Source organism: Kineococcus arenarius subsp. arenarius, assembly GCF_050871845.1.
GTDB lineage: Bacteria > Actinomycetota > Actinomycetes > Actinomycetales > Kineococcaceae > Kineococcus.
The window spans coordinates 1-18,044 of the sequence record NZ_JBJLSE010000081.1; the positions used below are offsets into that span (position 1 = coordinate 1).

Below are 18,044 nucleotides of genomic sequence, written 5' to 3' on the forward strand. Positions count from 1 at the left end.
TGGGGTGGGGCGGGCGGGGGGCGGCGGCGGTGCTAGGTTCGCCCGTGACACGGGGTGCCCCGCGAGGGGCTGAGATCACACCCGTCGAACCTGACGCAGGTAGTGCTGACGAAGGGATGTCACGGCGTGGAAGCCGCAAACCCCGCGTGCCCGAGCGCGCAGCAGGTCGCGGACGTCCGCGACGCCCTGGCCCGCGAGCACCCGCTCGTGCAGTGCCTGACGAACTCCGTGGTGACGACCATCACCGCCAACGCGCTGCTCGCCGCGGGTGCCGCACCGGCGATGGTCGACAACCCCCGCGAGGCCGCCGAGTTCGCGCGGGTGGCCTCCGCCGTGCTCGTGAACGTCGGCACCCTCGACGACGAGCGCGCCCGCGCCATGGCGCTCGCCGCCGCGTCCGCCCGCGCCGCCGGAACCCCGTGGGTCCTCGACCCCGTCGCCGTCGGCGGACTGGAGTTCCGCACCCGCACCGCCCGCGAACTGCTGCAGCACGCGCCCGACGCCGTGCGGGGCAACGCCTCCGAGGTGATGGGCCTGGAGGGTTCCGGCGCCGGCGGGCGCGGGGTGGACTCCACCTCGCCGGCCGAGGGGGCCCTGGCCGCCGCGCGCCGGCTCTCCGAGCGCACCGGCGGGGTGGTGGCCGTCTCCGGGGAGGTGGACGTCCTCGTGCACGGCGAGCGCATGGTGCGGGTCCACGGGGGTTCGCCGCTGCTGACCCGCACCACCGGCGCCGGGTGCTCGCTGGGCGCCCTCGTCGCCGCGTGCGCAGCCGTCACCGACGACCCGCTGCTGGCGGCGGTCACCGCACACGCCCACGTCGCCCTGGCCGCCGAGCGGGCCGCGGCGCGCAGCAGCGGGCCGGGGGGTTTCGCGATCGCCTGGATCGACGAGCTGGACGCCGTGGACGCCGCCGCCCTGCGCGCGGACCTGACCGGTTCCGGGCGGCTGTCGTGAACGCGCGCCGGGGTTTCGCCCCCACCCCGTACCTCGTCACCGACACCGCGGCGTGCGGGGCCCGCGGGGTCCCGGCCGTCGTCCGCGAGGCGGTGGCCGGGGGAGCCGGTGCGGTGCAGGTGCGCGGCAAGGGTTCCAGCGACCGGGAACTGCTCGCCCTGGTGCGCGCCGTGCGGGAAGCGCTGCGCGGCACCGGGGTCCCGGTGCTCGTGAACGACGCCGTGGACGTCGCGCTGATCGCCGGTGCGGACGGCGTGCACCTGGGCCAGTCGGACCTGCCCGCCGAGGACGTGCGCCGCCTCGTCGGGCCCGACCTGCTCGTCGGCCTGTCGGTGTCCACCGTCGAGCAGGTGCGGGCCGTGCCCGCCGGCGTCGTCGACCACCTCGGCGTCGGCCCCGTGCACGCCACCGCCACCAAGCCCGACGCGGCCGCCCCGCTGGGGCCGGACGGGGTGCGCGCCGTCGTCGCCGCCGCCGACAGGACCCCGTGCGTGGCGATCGGCGGGATCTCCGCGGCGAACCTGCACGAGCTGCGCGGCACGGGCGTCGCCGGGTTCTGCGTGGTCTCGGCGGTGTGCGCGGCACCGGACCCGCGCGCCGCCGCCGCGGAGCTGCGGGCGCGCTGGGACGGCCGGGTGGACCGGTGAGCGCGCGCGTCGCCCTCACGGTCGCCGGCAGCGACCCCAGCGGGGGAGCGGGCGTCCAGGCGGACCTGAAGACGTTCGCCGCCCTGGGTGCGTACGGCACCGCCGTCCTGACCGCCCTGACGGCGCAGAGCACCCGGGGGGTCTCCGGCGTGCACGTCGTGCCCGCGGACTTCGTGCGCCGCCAGCTGGAGGTCCTGCTCGACGACGTCGCCGTCCACGCCACCAAGACGGGGATGCTCGCCGACGCCGCCGTCACCCGCGCCGTGGCGGGCGTGCTGCGCGAGCGCCGGCCCGGCCCCGTCGTGGTGGACCCCGTCATGGTCGCCACCAGCGGCGACCGGCTGCTGGACGTCTCCGCCGTCGCCGCCGTGCGCGACGAGCTCGTCCCGGTGGCGGACCTGGTCACCCCGAACGTGCCCGAGGCCGCCGTGCTGCTGGGGGGTGCGCCCGCCCGCGGGGTGGACGAGGCGGTGGGGCAGGCCGAGGAGCTGCTGCGCCGCAGCGGCACCGCCGTGCTGCTCAAGGGCGGCCACCTCGGCGGGGGGGAGAGCGTCGACGTCCTCGCCGAACCCGGCGCGACGCACCTGGTGCGCCGACCGCGGCTGGCCACCGCCAACACCCACGGCACCGGGTGCACGCTGTCCGCCGCGATCGCCGCGGTCGCCGCGCGCGGTGCGGGGGCCCCGGCGAGCTGGCTGCCCGTCGTGGAGGAGGCGCGCGACTACCTGCAGGGTGCGCTCGCCGGCGCGGACGCGTTGGGCGTCGGTTCGGGCAACGGCCCGCTGGACCACTCCTTCGCCCGGCACCGGGAGGGCTCGTGAACCCCGCCGGCAGCTCCACCGGCCGCTTCACCGACGAGGCGTGGGCGCGCACCGCGCACCTGCGCGCCGCCGTCGACGACTGCCGGTTCCTGCGGGAGCTGGGCGAGGGCACCCTCGACCCCGCCGTGTTCCGGCACTACCTGGAGCAGGACGAGGTCTACCTCGCCGGGTACGGGCGGGCGCTGTCGCTGCTCGCCTCCCGCGCCCCCGACGTGGCGAGCGCCGCGTTCTGGGCGTCGTCCGCGCACGGCGCCGCGGTCGTCGAGACCGCCCTGCACGGCGACCTGCTGGGGTCCGGGGCGCTGCCGCCGGCGAGCGGCCCGGTGCGCGCCTCGCCCACCACGCTCGGGTACGTCTCCTACCTGGTGGCGACGGCGGCGACCGCTCCGTACCCGGTCGCCGCGGCGGCGGTGCTGCCGTGCTTCTGGGTGTACGCCGACGTGGCGCGCCGCCTGGCGGGTTCCGCGGCGGCCGTGCTCGGCGCCGGCGCCGAGCACCCGTACGCGCGCTGGATCGCCGCCTACGACGCCGAGGGGTTCCACGCCTCGGTGGCCACCGCGCGCCGCCTGGTGGACGAGGCGGCGGCACCGCTGCCCGACGCCGGGCCCCTGCACGAGGCGTTCGCCACCGCCACCCGCTACGAGTTCCTGTTCTGGGAGACCGCCCTGCACCGCGAGGGCTGGCCGCTGCCGCTGGGCACCTGACACCTGACGCCCCCTCCCCCCCGCCCGGGCGGAAACCATCGTTTCCGCCCTCGAGACGCCCCCGCGAGGGGCGGGAACGATGGTTTCCGCCCGGTGGGGGTGGGGTGAGAGTGATCACGGCGGCTCGCGCCGGGGGGTGCGGGGCGGCCGTCCGTGCGAGGCTCGGACCGGGCCGGCGACCACCGGGGTCGCCGGCGCGGTGAGGGGAGCGCGCGGTGTCCACCGGGGAGTCCAGCGGCAACGGGTCCGTCGTCGTCGTCAACTGCGGCAGCTCCTCGGTGAAGCTGGCGCTGGTCGACCCCGTCACGGGGGAGCGGGCGCTGTCCTGCCTGGGGGAGCGCCTGGGGACCCCCGACGCCGTCGTGCACTTCAAGACCGCCGAGGGCACCCGCACCATCACCCCCGCCGCCACCACCCACCGCGGCGCGCTGGCGCACGTCCTGCAGCGCCTGCTGGACATGGACCTGCCGCCGCTGCTGGGCGTGGGGCACCGCGTCGTGCAGGGCGGCAAGCGCTTCCGCTCCTCGGTGCGCATCGACGACCACGTCCTGGCCGACATCTCCGACCTGTCGGCGCTGGCCCCCCTGCACAACCCCGCCAACGTCGCCGGCATCGAGGCCGCCCGGGCGGTGCTGCCCGAGCTGGACCACGTCGCCGTCTTCGACACCGCGTTCCACCAGACGATGCCCGAGCACGCCTACCGCTACGCCGTCCCCGCGCGCTGGTACGAGGAGTTCGGCGTGCGCCGCTACGGCATGCACGGCACCAGCCACCGCTTCGTCAGCGCCCGCGCCGCCGAGGTGCTGCAGCGCGAGACCGGCGCCGACCCGCGCACCCTCAAGCTCGTCGTCGCCCACCTGGGCAACGGGTGCAGCGCCACCGCCGTCCTCGGCGGGCGCTCGGTGGACACCACGATGGGCCTGACCCCCCTGGAGGGCCTGGTCATGGGCACCCGCTCCGGGGACCTCGACCCGGCCGTGCTGGAACTGGTCGCCGACCGCACCGGGGCGAGCACCGCCGAGATCGTGAACCAGCTGAACAAGGAGTCCGGGCTGCTGGCGCTGTCGGGGCTGTCCAACGACGTGCGCACCCTGGGGGAGAAGGCCGCCCAGGGCCACCCCGGCGCCCGCCTGGCCCTGGAGGTGTTCACCTACCGCGCCGCCAAGCACCTCGCGGCCCTCACCGTCGCCCTCGGCGGCCTGGACGCCCTGGTGCTCACCGGCGGCATCGGGGAGAACGGCGCGAGCATCCGCTCCGCCCTGCTGGCGCGGCTGAACCACCTCGGGCTCGTGGAGGACCCCGCCGCCAACGCCGAGCACGGCCGCTCCAGCACCCCCACCGGGCGCATCACCCGCGAGCGCCCCGACGGGGAGCGCGGCCCGCTGGCGATGGTCGTGCCCACCGACGAGGAACTGCTCATCGCCCGCGACACCGCCGCGCTCGTCCAGCACCGCTGAGGACCCCCCCGGCCACCACCGACCCGAGAGGAGCCCGCGGTGCCCCGCACCCTGCTCGTCGTCCCCACCGGCCACGGCGCTGGCCTGACCTCCACCTGCCTGGGCCTGCTGCGGGCGCTGGACGCCCGCGGCGTGCGGGTCGGGTTCCACAAGCCCCTGGCCCAGCCCGCCCGCGACGGCGGCCCGGACCGCTCCGTGGCCCTGGCGCGGCTGACGACGAACCTCACCGTCGCCGACCCCATCCCCGCCGCCCGGGTGGTGGAGCGCCTCAGCCGCGGGGAGGTCGACGACCTCATGGAGGAGGTCGTGGCCGCCGCGGAGGGCGTGCTGGCCGCCCACGACGTCGTCGTCGTCGAGGGCCTGGCGCCCTCGGCCGACCAGGTCTTCTCCGGGCGCGTGAACACCGCGCTGGCCACCGCCCTGGACGCCGACGTGCTGCTCGTCGGCTCCGCCGGCCCCGACGGCACCGACCCGGGCGCGCCCGAGCGCATCGCCGAGGACATGGCCGTCACCGCCGGCACGTACCGGGCGGGGGAGGCGCTGCGGGTCGTCGGCGGCGTCGTCTCGCGCTGGCCCGTGCCGGAGGACCCCGAGGTCGCCGTCTCCCGCGTGGCGGCGCTGCGCGGGGCGCTGGACCACCACGGCATCCCGCTGGTGGCGGCCGTGCCGTACCGCACGGAGCTGACGTGGGGGCGGGTGCGCGACCTCGTGCGCGCCCTGGACGTCGACGTCGTGACCCACGGCGACCAGCAGCGGCGCGTGAAGGAGGTCGTGGTCGCCGCGCAGGCCGTGCCCGGGATGCTGCCGCTGCTGCGCGAGGGCCGCCTGATCCTCGTGCCCGGCGACCGCCACGACGTCGTCATGGCCACCTGCCTGGCCGCGCTGAACGGCACCCGGCTGGCGGGGCTGCTGCTGACCGCCGGCGTCGGCATGGACGAGCGGGTCGCCGACCTCACCCACGCCGCGGCCGCCACCGGCCTGCCGATCCTGCGCACCGACCGCAGCACCTACGCCACCGCCACCGCCGTGAACCGGCTGGACCCCGACGTGCCGGCCGACGACGCCGAGCGCGCCCACGCCGTGACCGTCGCCGTCGCCGACGCGCTCGACCCGGCGTGGCTGGCCGGGCTGCCGACGTCGGCGCACGCCCCGCGCCTGTCGCCCGCCGCGTTCCGGCGCCGGCTGACCACCCTGGCCGCCGAGCGGCGCCAGCGCATCGTGCTGCCGGAGGGCACCGAGCCGCGCACCGTGCAGGCGGCCGCGATCTGCGCGCAGCGGGGCATCGCCCGGCCCGTGCTGCTGGCCTCCCCCGACGAGGTCGCCTCCGTGGCGGCGGGCCTGGGCCTGACCCTGCCCGAGGGCGTGGAGGTCCTGGACCCCGCGGACCTGGTGGAGCGCTACGTGGACGTGCTCGTGGAGGCCCGCAAGCACAAGGGGATGCAGCCGGACGTCGCGCGCGACTCGCTGGCCGACCCGATCTGGCTGGGCACCACGATGCTCGCCGCCGGCGACGTCGACGGGCTGGTGGCCGGTGCGGTGCACACCACCGCCGCCACCGTCCGCCCCGCGCTGCAGGTGATCCGCACCAAGCCGGGCGCGAAGCTGGTCTCCAGCGTGTTCTTCATGTGCCTGCCCGACGACGTCGTCATCTACGGCGACTGCGCGGTCAACCCCGACCCGAACGCGGAGGAGCTGGCGGACATCGCCCTGCAGTCGGCCGCGTCGGCGCGCGCCTTCGGCATCGAGCCGCGGGTGGCGATGATCAGCTTCTCCACGGGGTCGTCGGGTTCGGGTTCGGCGGTGGACAAGGTCGCGGAGGCCACCCGCATCGCGAGGGAGCGCGAGCCGGACCTCGTCATCGACGGGCCGCTGCAGTACGACGCCGCCGCGGTGGCCTCGGTGGCGCGGGCGAAGGCCCCGGGCTCGCCGGTCGCCGGGCGCGCCACGGTGTTCGTCTTCCCCGACCTCAACACCGGCAACACCACGTACAAGGCGGTGCAGCGCAACGCGGGCGTCATCTCGGTGGGGCCGATGCTGCAGGGCCTGGCCAAGCCGGTGAACGACCTCTCGCGCGGGGCGCTGGTCGACGACATCGTCTACACGATCGCGCTGACGGCCATCCAGGCGTCGCGGGGGTGAGGGGCGCGGCGGACCGCGGGGAGCGGCGGCGGGGAATGGTGCTGGTCACCGGCCTGTTAGGCTGGGTGTGACGGTGTTGATGCCGTCCACTCAGCGGGCGAGTCGCCCGTGAGGTCGCTTGAGTCTCATCCCTCAGCTTCTGCGCGCAGCACCGTGCGCGCCCGCGCCTGGGGGCGGACCGCCTTAGCGGCCGCCGAACCACGTGGAGTTCCCTCCAGCATGCCTGAGTTCGACCGTTCGTACCGCTCTCCCCGCAACGACTCCTCCGGCGACACCTGGGGCGACCGCCCCCGTCGCTCCGACCGCGACGGCTTCCGCGGCGAATCGCGCAACTACCGCTCCGAGGACCGCGGTCCCCGCTCCGGTGGTTCGGGCGGCTCCCGCGGCGCTTACGGCGGCCCCAGCAGCGCCTACCGCGGCCGCCGCACCGGCCCGCCGCGCAGCGCCCGCTCCTTCGCCCCCTCGGCGACCGAGCAGGCCCTGACCGCCGCCGAGCAGATCGAGGTCGCCGACCTCACCTTCGCCGAGCTGGGCCTGCCGGCCGAGCTCGTCGCCGCCCTGGAGCGGCGCGGCATGTCCAAGCCGTTCGCCATCCAGGCGCGCACCCTGCCCGACGGCATCGCCGGCCGGGACATCCTGGGCCGCGCCCGCACCGGCTCGGGCAAGACGCTGGGCTTCGGCCTGCCGATGCTGGCGCGCCTGGCCAACGGCCCGCGCCACCGCATCACCGGCGCCCCCCGCGGGCTGGTGCTCGTGCCCACCCGCGAGCTGGCCATGCAGGTCGCCGACGCGCTGCGCCCCCTGGGCGACGCGCTGGACCTGCGCATGGCCGTCGTCGTGGGCGGCGTGCCCTACAGCCGGCAGATGGCGGCGCTCTCGCGCGGCATCGACGTCCTCATCGCCACCCCGGGCCGCCTGGTCGACCTCATCGAGCGCGACGCCGTCTCGCTGGGCGAGGTCGACGTCGCCGTCCTGGACGAGGCCGACCACATGGCCGACCTCGGCTTCCTGCCGAGCGTGCGCTCGATCCTGGAGGGCACCAAGCCCGGCGGGCAGCGCATGTTCTTCTCCGCCACCCTCGACCGCGGCGTCGAGGCCCTCGTGAACGACTTCCTCACCGACCCGGTGTTCCACGCCGCGCCGGCCGAGCCGGACTCCGTGGGCAACATGGAGCACCGCGTGTTCGCGCTGCGCCCGCACGACAAGCTGGCCGTCCTCACCGAGATCAGCCAGCGCCCGGCGCGCAGCATCTTCTTCGTGCGCACGAAGCTGGGTGCCCAGCGCCTGGCCGACCAGCTGCGCGAGGCCGGTGCCCCGGCGGAGGCGATCCACGGCGACCTGCGCCAGGCGCAGCGCTCCAAGGCGATCGACGCGTTCTCCGCGGGCGAGACCCGGGTCCTGGTGGCCACCGACGTCGCCGCGCGCGGCATCCACGTCGACGACGTCGACCTGGTCGTGCACGTCGACCCGCCGAACGACCACAAGGACTACCTGCACCGCTCCGGGCGCACCGCGCGCGCCGGCGCCAAGGGCACGGTCCTGGCGATCGCGCTGCCCGACCAGGTCCGCCGCTACGGCTGGCTGCACCGGGACGCGGGCGTGACCGCCAACGAGGTGGAGCGCGTCAGCGCCGGCGACGACACCGTGCGCGCGGTGGCCGAGTCCGGCGAGCCCGTCGTCGTCAAGCCGCGCACCCGTCCCGAGCGGGAGAGCCGCGGCCCGCGCCGCGGCGGTTTCCGCGGCGGCCCGCGCCGCGAAGGCGGTTTCCGCGGGGGCCCGCGCCGCGAGGGCGGTGGCGGCCCGCGCCGCGAGGGCGGCTTCGGCGGCCCGCGCCGGGAGAGCGCCGCGCGCGACTGACGTCCCGCGCCGAGGTCCGCAGGGCCCCGTCCCCCTCGAGGGGGGCGGGGCCCTGCGGCGTCCTGCGGGGCTGCATCGCCCTGGCAGAATCACAGGGTGATGAAGCGGTTGCGCAGCGTGGTCATCTCGGACGGTCGCAGCGCCGCGGCCGTCTTCGCCGCGCTCGGGTGGGTCCTGCTGCTGTGCGCGGGGCAGGTCCTGACCGGCGGTGAGCGCCTGGTCGTCGTCCCCTGGCTGGCGCTGGGGCCGCTGGCCGCCTCCCTGGTGGTGGGCCGGCGCGGCACGGCCGTGACCGCCCTCGCCTCGGTGCTGGCCGTCGCCGCCCTGAGCGGCTGGCTCAGCGGCGACCTGGGCACCGGCACCGGTGAGGTGCGGGTGGCCGGCAGCGCCGCGCTGGCCGTCTTCGCCGTCGTCGGCGCCCACGTGCGCGTGCGCCGCGAGGAGCGCATCCGCTCGGTCGCGCAGGTGGCGGCCGTGGCCCAGACGGCCATCCAGCACCCCGTGCCGGCGCGCGTGGGCGACCTCGCCCTGGCCTCCCGCTACGTCTCCGCCAGCGCCGACGCGCTGGTGGGCGGCGACCTGTTCGACGTGGTCAGCACCGCCGACGGGGTGCGCGCGATCGTCGGGGACGTGCGCGGCAAGGGCCTGCCCGCCGTGCACACCGCCGCCGCCGTCCTGTCCGCCTTCCGGCACACCGCACCGCTGCCCGGCACCGGCCTGGACGAGGTGGCCCGCCGGGTGGAGGCCGCGGTCCAGCCGCGGCTGGGGCCGGAGGACTTCGTCACGGCGGTGCTGTGCGCGGTGCACCCCGGCGGGCGCCTGGACGTCGTGCTGTGCGGGCACCCCGCACCGCTGCTGCTGACCCCCGGGCGCGACCCGGTCGCCGTGGGCCACCACCCCGGCCCGCCGCTGGGGCTGGGGGTCGACCCGCGCGTGGAGAGCACCGTCCTGCGCGGCGGCCAGCGGCTGCTGCTGTTCACCGACGGGCTCGTGGAGGCGCGCGACGCGTCCGGTCGCTTCTTCGACCTGGAGGCCGAGGCCTCCTCCCTGGCGCAGGCGGGCCCCGGCCTGGACGAGGCGCTGGAGCGGCTCCTGGCCGCCGTGCGCCGGCACGTCGGCGGGCGCCTGGACGACGACCTGGCCGTGCTGCTGCTCGAGCGCGCGCCCGCCGGCTCCCCGGCCCCCCGGCCGGGGGTGGGTGGTGCCGCCGCGGCGCGGGGGTGAGGATGGGGGTCCCCGGGCGCGGCGCGCCAGCGCGGCACCCGGCCGATGCGATCCCGAACAGCTCCCCGAGGAGGCCCCGTGCCCACCCGCACCGCCCGCACCGCCTGGACCGGCACCCTGGAGGAGGGGTCCGGCCAGGTCGAGCTGACCAGCTCGAAGGTCGGCACCTACGACGTGTCCTTCCCCAAGCGCGCCGCCGACGACGCCGGGGGCACCACGAGCCCCGAGGAGCTCATCGCCGCCGCCCACTCCTCCTGCTTCGCCATGCAGTTCTCCGCGCTGCTCGGCGAGGCCGGCGGCACCCCCGAGAACGTCGAGGTGCGCGCCGACGTCTCCCTCGGGCCGGACCCGGCCGGCGGCTTCCGCCTCACCGGCATCGCGCTGACCGTCACCGGCGAGGTCAGCGGCATCGACGCCGAGACCTTCGCGCGCACCGCGCAGGCCGCCAAGGAGACCTGCCCGGTCTCCAAGGCGCTGACCGGCGTGGAGATCACCCTCGACGCGTCGATGGACTGACCCGCCGGCGGGCCGACCGGCGCCGCGCGTGCCGCCGGCGGGTGCGTCCCCGCCCCGCCGGCCGGTGCGCGTCAGCCGGTGATCCCGGCCTCCTGGCACAGCGCGCTGGCCGCGCCCGCGCACAGCGCCTCGGCCGTCGTGTAACCGGAGTCCAGGACCTTCGAGCGGACCTCCGCGCGCCCCACGGCTTCCGGCTGCAGCAGCACCGTGGGCACCGCACCGGCGCCGTTGTCCGTCGTGGTCGTGGTGGCCGGCTCCTCGCCGGCCAGGACGTCGGCCACCAGGTCCGCGGTCGCACGGGCCTGCGCGGGCAGGTCCTTGAACACCGTCATGGTCTGCGTCCCGGCCAGGATGCGCTGCAGCGCACCGACCTCGGCGTCCTGACCGGTGATCGGGACCCCGCTGTAGCCGGCGGCGGTCAGCGCCTCCAGAGCCCCGGCGGCCAGACCGTCGTAGGCGGTGTACACCCCCAGCAGGGGGCGCCCGCCCAGTTCCCGCAGCGCCGCCGCCATCTCCACCTCGGCCTGGTCCGCGCTCCAGCCGGCCACCGAGCGCTCGGCGGCGATCGTCACCTCCCCGTCCAGCACCGAGTGCGCCCCGGCGGCGAACAACCCGGCGTTGTTGTCGCCCGGGTCGCCCTGCAGCATCACCACGACGCCCTCGCCGGCGCGGTCGCCGACCGCGTCGAGGATCGCCTGCCCGCCGAGCTCACCGACCGCACCGCCGTCGAAGGAGACGTAGTAGTCCAGGGGGGCGTCCTTCACCAGCCGGTCGTACGCCACCACCGGGACGTCCGCGGCGTCCGCGCTCGTCAGCAGCGAACCGGCCTCGGAACCGTCGGCCGCGACGACCACGAGGGCCTGCGCGCCGTCGGCCAGGGCCTGCTCGCCCTGCCGGTTCTGCTCGGCCTGGTCGGCGGCGGTGTACAGGTCGACCACGCAGTCACCGCAGCGCTCCTGCAGCTGCACGGCGAAGTTCGGGTAGTCGTACGCCAGCGCGCGCATCGACGTGGCCGGCGCCAGGAACGCCACGTGGCGCTGCTCGCCCGCGGCCGCCGTCGTGGCGTCGCCGCCGCAGCCGGCCAGGGACAGGGCGCCGAGGGCGGCGAGGACCGCGGCGGCGGTCCGGCGGGTGCGGTTCACGGGGGTCCTCCCGGAGGTGGGGGCGGGGTGCTTCGGGTGGCGGGCGGTCGGGGCGGGCACGGTCGCGGCCGTCAGTACCGGAAGGTGGCGACGGTGGCGCGCATGCGGTCGGCCATCCCGGCCAGCTCGCGCACCGCGCGGTCGGACTCCGCCGCGCCCTCGCCGCTGACCTGGGCGGCGCTCGCGACCGTGCCGATGGTGCCGGCGATCTCGTTGGCGCCGTTCGCGGCGTCCCCGACCAGGCGGCTCATCTCCTGCGTCGTGGCCGCCTGCTCCTCCACCGCCGCGGCGATGGTGCCCTGGTAGTCGCTGATCTCGGTGATGACGGAGGAGATGCTGGAGATCGCCGTCACCGCCCGGTCCACGTCGCCCTGGATCGCCTGGATGCGCGTGGCGATGTCCTCGGTGGCGCGGGCGGTCTGCCCGGACAGCTCCTTGACCTCCCCGGCGACCACCGCGAAACCCTTGCCGGCGTCGCCGGCGCGGGCCGCCTCGATGGTGGCGTTCAGCGCCAGCAGGTTCGTCTGCTCCGCGATCGAGGTGATCGTCTTGACGACGTCGCCGATCTCGGCGGAGGAGCGCCCCAGCGCGGCCATCGTCTCGCCCGTCTCGGTGGCGATGCCCACGGCGCGGCCGGCGACGTCCGCGGCGCGCGAGGCGTTGGAGGAGATCTCGGTGATGGACACGCCCATCTCCTCCGCGCCGGCGGCGGCGCCGGCGATGTGACCGCTGACGTCGTGCGCCGAGCGGGCCACCGTCCCGGCGCGGTCGGAGACGTCGCCGACGCTGCCCGAGATCGCCGAGGTGGTGGCCTGCAGCTCCCCGGCGGCGCGCGCCAGGGTGCCGGCGTCGGCGTCCAGGCCGGCGACGGTGCGGCGCATGCTCTCGGTGGCGGTGCGCAGGGCCTGCGCCATCCGCCCCACCTCGTCGCGGCGCTCGACGTCCGCGGTGGCGGTCAGGTCGCCCTCGGCGACGCGGCCCAGGACGTCGACGACCTGCCGCAGCGGGCGCACGACGAGGTTCGTCGTCCAGCGCGCCAGCAGGGCGGTGACCAGCAGCCCGGCGGCCAGCACGGCGACCATCGTGGTGCGGGCGGTGGAGTAGGTGCCGGCGGCGGCGTCGACCGACGCCCGGGCGTGCTGCTCGCTCAGCTCGTCCAGCTCCAGCAGCGCCTGCTCGGCGTTGGAGGCCAGGATCGCCACGTTGCCCAGGTACAGCTGCTGGAACTCGGCCCGGTCGCCGTCCTCGCCGGAGGTGGCCAGCGGCATGAGGAACCCGTCGCGGGTGCCGCGGTAGGAGTCCCACCAGGTGGTGAACTCCTGCAGCTTCGCGCGCTGCGCCTGCGTGGTCAGGGACGCCCCGTAGGAGCCGACCAGCTCGTCGACGCGCTCGTCGTCGGCCTGCACGCGCGCGGCGAGGTCGGCGCGGGCGACGTCGTCGGCGGCCAGGGCCAGGTTCGCCAGGTCCCGCTGGGACTGCAAGGCGCCGGCGCGCAGCTCGGCCAGGTCGGCGGTGGGCAGCAGGTCCTGCTCGTACACGTCGCCGGTGCGGGCGCTGACGTCGGACAGCCCGCTCAGGCCCACGGCCAGCAGAGAGGTGGAGACCGTGCAGGACAGCACGACGATCGCACCGATCTTCGTGGCGACCGAGCGGTCGGCGAAGCGCCGGCGCGCGGGCGCGGCGGTGGGGGGCGTCGTGGTCAAGGGGCCTCCTCGGTCGGGCGCACCCCTGCCGGAGGGGTGACCGTCCCCCATCGGCAGGGGGCCGCCGCCTCTTGAGGCCCCGGCAGGGGGTCAGCGCGAGGCGGCCAGGCGGCGCTCGGCGACCACGGCGTGCGGCCACCTCGCCACCCGGTCCGGCAGCGCGGGGCGCGCGGCGCGCAGCAGCGCGCGGGTGGCCCCGGCCGCCGCGCGACGCCCGGGGGTGCGGGCCAGGTCGTAGGCGTCGGCGACCGAGGGGGGCAGCAGGTCGGCGGTGACGCTGCGGGCCAGGGCCGCCACGCCCGGCAGCGGCGGGCGGGTGCGCTGGGTGAGGACGTCGCGGGCGACACCGCGGGCGGCGTCGGTGACGACGAGCCCGGCGACGGCGCCGTCCCAGTAGCGCTCGAAGTCGCCGGCGGTCGGCGGCAGGACCGCCTCCGGCACGGCGAACAACCGCGCGAACGGCCAGGAGCCGCGCCAGTGCCGCTCGCGCTCGTCCGCGCTCAGCACCCGCCCGAGGTAGCGCTCCGCGACGCGACGGGCCGTCCACACCAGCGTGGAGTGCACCCACAGCGCCAGGTCCGGGTCGTTGGCGCGGTAGGGGGTCCCGGCCGGGGTGCCCGGCACGGCCTCGCGGGTGGTGCCGCGCACCCGGGCGTGCTGGGCGCCGACGGCGCGGGCCGCGGCGCGCGCCTGCGCGGTGTCGCCGAAGGTGACGGTGAGCGCGGCCTGCAGCGTGGCCAGCAGCCGGTGCGAGGGGCCGGCGGTGTAGTCGCTGTGCGCGGCGACGCCCTCGGCGACGAGCGGGTGGGCGACCTGCAGCAGGATCGCCGCCGGGCCGCCCAGGACGACGGCGCGCTCGGCGGTGACGTCGCGGAACGCCCCCGGGGCGCAGACGCCCGGGTCACCGGGCGTGCCGGGGCCCGGCGGGGGCGGGAAGAGGGCGCTCAGCGGCAGGCGCGGGAGCGGGGGGCGGCCGGGTCGTCTCACCCGGCCACCCTCCCCTCCGCGAGCGGGTCGCGCACGGGGTGCCGCGCACGACCCACCGCTCGGAGCGGCCCTGGGCGGTCCCGGTGCGCGGTCCCGGTGCTTCAGGCGCTGGCGGCGCGCACGGCGTCGGCCAGACCCGTCAGCGGGCGCCCGACGAGGCGGGCCAGGTCGTCGCTGTCCGTGGCCAGCTCACCGCGGGCGATGGAGGCGTCCAGCGCGGCGACGAAGCCGGCGGTGCCCTCGTCGAGGCCGGCGGCGCGCAGCGCGGCGACGTGCTCGGCGGTCGTGACGTCGCGGTGCACCACGGCGGTGCCGGTGACCTCGCTGATCGTCGCGGCGAGCTCGGCGAAGGTGAAGGAGGGGCCGCCGAGCTCGTGCACGGCGTCGCCGGTGCCCTCGTCGAGCAGGGCGGCGGCCGCGGCGGCGGCGTAGTCGGCGCGGGTGGCGGCGGAGACGCGGCCCTCGCCCGTCGAGCCGAGGACCTCGCCGGTGGCGAGGTACCGCCCGAGCTGGTCGGTGTAGTTCTCGGTGTACCAGCCGTTGCGCAGCACCGTGTGCGCCAGGCCGGAGGCGGCGATCGCCTCCTCGGTGGCCCTGTGGTCGGGGGCCAGGGGGTTGCCGGTGGTGTCGGCGCGCAGGATGCTCGTGTAGGCGATGCGCTGCACGCCGGCGGCCTTCGCGGCCTCGACGACGTTCAGGTGCTGGGCGACGCGCTCGCCGGGGGTGTCGCCGGAGACGAGCAGCAGGCGGTCCACGCCGGCGAGCGCCTCGGCCAGGCTGCTCGGCTCGGCGTAGTCGCCCCGGCGCACCTGCACCCCGCGCCCGGCGAGGTCGGCGACCTTGGCGGGGGTGCGGACGACCGCGACGACGTCCGCGGGGGCGACCCCGCGCTCCAGGAGGGCCTCGACGACGAGGCGGCCGAGCTTGCCGCTGGCGGCGGTGACGGCGTGGGTGGTCATGGTGCTCTCCTCCGGTGGTTGCTGTTGCCTGCGCAGGCGCTAACCGATCGAAAGCGCACCCTGTTCCCGCCGGTGCCTACCATCGGGGCATGACGCACCGCGAGGACCCGCCGCAGGAGCTCGTCGTGGACGTCTTCGCCCGCGGCTGCACCTCCCGCGCCGCCTTCGAGGACGTCACCGGCCGGTGGGCGTCCCTGGTCCTGCTGGCGCTGGGGGAGGGGCGGTTCCGCTTCAACGCGCTGCGGCGCAAGGTCGAGGGCGTCAGCGAGAAGATGCTGTCGCAGACCCTGCAGGCCCTCGAACGCGACGGCATGGTGACCCGCGAGGTCCTCAGCGCGATCCCGCCGCGGGTGGAGTACTCGCTGACCCCCCTCGGCGCCGGCGTGGCCGAGCGGCTGCGCTCGCTGGCGGACCTGCTGGAGTCCGCCGCCGGCGAGGTGCAACGGGCCCGCGAACGCACCGCTCCCCGCTGACCCCCGCCGGCCGGACGGCGACGGGCGCCGCCCCCCGAGGGGGACGGCGCCCGTCGCGTCGAGCGGTCCGGCTGCTCAGCCGGCCACGGCCACGTGCTCGTTCGGCACGCAGTGCGTCATCGTCAGGCCCGTCACGTCGCGGGTCCCGTTCTTGCCGAGGTTGGCCAGGCGGGCCTGCTCCTCCTCGCTCAGGGTCTGCGAGGCCAGCGGCGGCAGGTGCCGCACGTCGTCCGGGGTGATGCCCAGGCCCTCACCCACGCGCAGGCCGTACTCGTCCTCGCACATGAGGAAGTGCCAGACCATGCGCTCCTGGATCTCGCGGTTGCACTGCTTCAGCGCGTCGACCAGGTTCTTCACCAGGTCGTCCTTCTCCCACTGCTGCGACAGCAGGTACCGCTCGCCGGCCTGCTTGTAGTCGTTGGTGCGGGGGATGCGCTTGCGGGTCAGGCGGCCGGTGATGACCGGGCCCTGCTCGTCGTGCGTCGGGTAGGTGGCCTCCTGCAGGCCCCCCGTGATCGACGGCTCGTAGTTCACGTGCGGGTTGGAACCCACCTCGTCGCGGCCGTACGACATCGGCCCGCCCTGCTGGTTGGTGTTCACGGGGACCTTGGGGCGGTTCACCGGCAGCTGCAGGTAGTTCGGGCCGACGCGGTAGCGCTGGGTGTCGGAGTACGAGAACGTCCGGCCGACGAGCATCTTGTCGTCGGAGAAGTCCAGGCCGTCCACCAGCACGCCGGTGCCGAAGGAGATCTGCTCGTTCTCGGCGAAGTTGTCGGTGACGTTGCGGTTCAGGACCATCTTGCCGACCGGGCGCAGCGGGAAGACCTCCTCCGGCCACACCTTGGTGTCGTCCAGCGGGTCGAAGTCGAGCTCCGGGTGGTCGTGGTCCTCCATGATCTGCACGTGCAGCTCCCACTCGGGGTAGTCGCCGGCCTCGATCGCGTCGTAGAGGTCCTTGGTGTGCGCGCCCAGGGTCTGCGCCTGCACCGCGGCGGCGTCGGCCGCGGTCCACGACTTCACGCCCTGCTTCGGCAGCCAGTGGTACTTCACCAGCACCGTCTCGCCCTGCGCGTTGACCCACTTGTAGGTGTTCACGCCGAAGCCCTGCATGAAGCGGTAGGACGCCGGGGTGCCGCGCGGGCTGAAGACCAGCGTGACCATGTGCATGGCCTCGGGGGTCTGGCTGAAGAAGTCGAACGCGCGCTGGGCGACGGAGGCCTCGAAGGTGACCGGGTCCGGCTTCTGCGAGTGGATGAAGTCGGGGAACTTGATCGCGTCCCGGATGAAGAAGACGCCGAGGTTGTTGCCGACGAGGTCCCAGTTGCCGTCCTCGGTGTACATCTTCACCGCGAACCCGCGCGGGTCTCGCGCGGACTCGGAGGAGTCGCGCCCGCCGGCGACGGTGGAGAAGCGGATGGCCAGGTCGGTGCGCTTGCCCTTCTCCTGGAACAGCTTCGCGCGGGTGTACTTGGAGATCGGCTCGTCGCCCAGGGAGCCGTACGCCTCGAAGTAGCCGTACGCGGTGGTGCCGCGCGCGTGCACGACGCGCTCGGGGATCCGCTCGCGGTCGAAGTGGCTGATCTTCTCCAGGAACTGGTAGTTCTCCAGCGTGGCGGGGCCGCGGGCCCCGACGGTGCGCTGGTTCTGGTTGTCGTAGACCGGGTGGCCCTGACGGTTGGTCAGGACCGGGCGGTCGTCGCCCGGGGCGGACGGCTGGCTGGCGACGTCGGTCATCGCACTTCCTCTCGTGGGGTGGATCGCTGGTCGGGGGTGGATCGCGGGGTGGTGGCCGGTCCGGGGGGCGCGGTGGCGCTCGTGCAGTCGGGGCAGCGCCCCCAGAACACCACCTCGGCCTCGTCCACCGCGAAACCGGCGGTGTCGGAGGGCGCCAGGCAGGGGGAGGTGCCGACGGTGCAGTCCACGTCGACGGTGCGCCCGCACTCGCGGCACACCAGGTGGTGGTGGTTGTCGCCCACGCGCGCCTCGTACCGGGCGGGGTGCCCGGCCGGCTCGATGCGCCGGGCCAGCCCGGCGCGGGTCAGGGCGTCCAGGCAGTCGTAGACGGCCTGGGTGGACACCGCCGGCAGCGCCTCGCGGGCGCGGGTGACGACCTGGGTCACCGCGAGGTGCTCGGCGGTGGCGGCCGCGTCGTCGAGCACCTGGAGCACGACGGCGCGCGGGCGGGTCGCCCGCAGACCGCGGGAGCGCAGGCGGTCCTCGGCCGCGGTCACCGCCGGGGTCGTCGTGGGGTCGGGCACCCCCCGATGACACCAGTCCAGTCTGGAACCAGTCAAGAAAGGGTCACCTACCTCGCCCACCGCCCCCCACCGCCCCACCCGCGGGGGGGGGGGGGGGGGGGGGGGGGGGGGGGGGGGGGGGGGGGGGGGGGGGGGGGGGGGGGGGGGGGGGGGGGGGGGGGGGGGGGGGGGGGGGGGGGGGGGGGGGGGGGGGGGGGGGGCGG

General features: G+C 76.4%; 16 protein-coding genes and 1 riboswitch. Of the genes, 10 read left to right on the plus strand and 6 right to left on the minus strand.

Annotated features, from left to right (window positions below):
- The first annotated feature begins 40 nt into the window (after positions 1-40).
- A riboswitch (TPP riboswitch) is annotated at positions 41-134 on the plus strand.
- From thiM to ACRYM0_RS16165, 9 genes are all read left to right on the plus strand, one after another.
- Positions 127-954, plus strand: coding sequence for a hydroxyethylthiazole kinase (gene thiM, locus ACRYM0_RS16125; protein ID WP_432506799.1), 828 nt, complete (start codon positions 127-129; stop codon positions 952-954). It overlaps the preceding riboswitch by 8 nt.
- On the plus strand, positions 951-1,601 hold the full coding sequence (gene thiE, locus ACRYM0_RS16130) for a thiamine phosphate synthase (RefSeq protein ID WP_432506800.1): 651 nt from the start codon (positions 951-953) through the stop codon (positions 1,599-1,601). Before thiM ends, thiE begins: the two co-directional genes overlap by 4 nt.
- A complete protein-coding gene (thiD, locus tag ACRYM0_RS16135; protein WP_432506802.1) occupies positions 1,598-2,422 on the plus strand; it encodes a bifunctional hydroxymethylpyrimidine kinase/phosphomethylpyrimidine kinase in 825 nt (274 codons plus the stop codon). Before thiE ends, thiD begins: the two co-directional genes overlap by 4 nt.
- Entirely contained in the window at positions 2,419-3,126 is a 708-nt protein-coding gene (locus ACRYM0_RS16140; RefSeq protein WP_432506804.1) for a TenA family protein, read from the plus strand. The genes thiD and ACRYM0_RS16140 overlap by 4 nt, the downstream gene beginning before the upstream one ends.
- 215 nt (positions 3,127-3,341) lie before the next feature.
- Positions 3,342-4,583: an acetate/propionate family kinase gene (locus tag ACRYM0_RS16145; protein WP_432506806.1), complete on the plus strand. Its 1,242-nt coding sequence runs from the start codon at positions 3,342-3,344 to the stop codon at positions 4,581-4,583.
- A 39-nt stretch (positions 4,584-4,622) separates the two neighbouring features.
- A complete protein-coding gene (pta, locus tag ACRYM0_RS16150; RefSeq protein WP_432506808.1) occupies positions 4,623-6,722 on the plus strand; it encodes a phosphate acetyltransferase in 2,100 nt (699 codons plus the stop codon).
- 219 nt (positions 6,723-6,941) lie between these two features.
- The gene (locus tag ACRYM0_RS16155) at positions 6,942-8,579 is read left to right on the plus strand and encodes a DEAD/DEAH box helicase (RefSeq protein ID WP_432506810.1); all 1,638 of its coding nucleotides are present in this window, start codon (positions 6,942-6,944) and stop codon (positions 8,577-8,579) included.
- 99 nt (positions 8,580-8,678) lie between these two features.
- Positions 8,679-9,803 carry a PP2C family protein-serine/threonine phosphatase gene (locus tag ACRYM0_RS16160; RefSeq protein WP_432506824.1) on the plus strand — a complete coding sequence of 375 codons (1,125 nt, stop codon included), beginning with the start codon at positions 8,679-8,681 and terminating at the stop codon, positions 9,801-9,803.
- Positions 9,804-9,881: 78 nt separating this feature from the next.
- The gene (locus ACRYM0_RS16165) at positions 9,882-10,319 is read left to right on the plus strand and encodes an OsmC family protein (protein ID WP_432506812.1); all 438 of its coding nucleotides are present in this window, start codon (positions 9,882-9,884) and stop codon (positions 10,317-10,319) included.
- 71 nt (positions 10,320-10,390) lie between these two features.
- Here ACRYM0_RS16165 and ACRYM0_RS16170 read toward each other — a convergent pair whose 3' ends face one another.
- From ACRYM0_RS16170 to ACRYM0_RS16185, 4 genes are all read right to left on the minus strand, one after another.
- Positions 10,391-11,461, minus strand: a complete 1,071-nt coding sequence (locus ACRYM0_RS16170) for a sugar ABC transporter substrate-binding protein (RefSeq protein ID WP_432506814.1) — start codon at positions 11,459-11,461, stop codon at positions 10,391-10,393.
- A gap of 71 nt (positions 11,462-11,532) precedes the next feature.
- Positions 11,533-13,164, minus strand: coding sequence for a methyl-accepting chemotaxis protein (locus tag ACRYM0_RS16175; RefSeq protein ID WP_432506816.1), 1,632 nt, complete (start codon positions 13,162-13,164; stop codon positions 11,533-11,535).
- Positions 13,165-13,254: 90 nt separating this feature from the next.
- Positions 13,255-14,151: an oxygenase MpaB family protein gene (locus tag ACRYM0_RS16180; protein WP_432506818.1), complete on the minus strand. Its 897-nt coding sequence runs from the start codon at positions 14,149-14,151 to the stop codon at positions 13,255-13,257.
- Positions 14,152-14,252: 101 nt separating this feature from the next.
- Positions 14,253-15,110 carry an SDR family oxidoreductase gene (locus ACRYM0_RS16185; RefSeq protein ID WP_432506820.1) on the minus strand — a complete coding sequence of 286 codons (858 nt, stop codon included), beginning with the start codon at positions 15,108-15,110 and terminating at the stop codon, positions 14,253-14,255.
- A gap of 89 nt (positions 15,111-15,199) precedes the next feature.
- Here ACRYM0_RS16185 and ACRYM0_RS16190 point away from each other — a divergent pair, with 89 nt between their 5' ends.
- On the plus strand, positions 15,200-15,583 hold the full coding sequence (locus ACRYM0_RS16190; protein ID WP_432506821.1) for a winged helix-turn-helix transcriptional regulator: 384 nt from the start codon (positions 15,200-15,202) through the stop codon (positions 15,581-15,583).
- Between the two features lie 75 nt (positions 15,584-15,658).
- On the opposite strand, the gene ACRYM0_RS16195 is transcribed toward ACRYM0_RS16190, so the two are convergent.
- Both ACRYM0_RS16195 and ACRYM0_RS16200 read right to left on the minus strand, forming a co-directional pair.
- The gene (locus tag ACRYM0_RS16195) at positions 15,659-17,317 is read right to left on the minus strand and encodes a catalase (RefSeq protein WP_432506822.1); all 1,659 of its coding nucleotides are present in this window, start codon (positions 17,315-17,317) and stop codon (positions 15,659-15,661) included.
- Complete coding sequence (locus tag ACRYM0_RS16200) at positions 17,314-17,814, minus strand: Fur family transcriptional regulator (RefSeq protein ID WP_432506825.1); 501 nt, start codon at positions 17,812-17,814, stop codon at positions 17,314-17,316. Before ACRYM0_RS16200 ends, ACRYM0_RS16195 begins: the two co-directional genes overlap by 4 nt.
- Between the last annotated feature and the right edge of the window lie 230 nt (positions 17,815-18,044).

What these genes read in the sequence shown, in the direction of transcription:
- ACRYM0_RS16190 (WP_432506821.1), top strand. Translation starts at nt 15,200, where the DNA reads ATGACGCACCGCGAGGACCCGCCGCAGGAGCTCGTCGTGGACGTCTTC.
- ACRYM0_RS16195 (WP_432506822.1), bottom strand. Translation starts at nt 17,317, where the DNA reads ATGACCGACGTCGCCAGCCAGCCGTCCGCCCCGGGCGACGACCGCCCG.
- ACRYM0_RS16155 (WP_432506810.1), top strand. Translation starts at nt 6,942, where the DNA reads ATGCCTGAGTTCGACCGTTCGTACCGCTCTCCCCGCAACGACTCCTCC.
- ACRYM0_RS16160 (WP_432506824.1), top strand. Translation starts at nt 8,679, where the DNA reads ATGAAGCGGTTGCGCAGCGTGGTCATCTCGGACGGTCGCAGCGCCGCG.
- ACRYM0_RS16185 (WP_432506820.1), bottom strand. Translation starts at nt 15,110, where the DNA reads ATGACCACCCACGCCGTCACCGCCGCCAGCGGCAAGCTCGGCCGCCTC.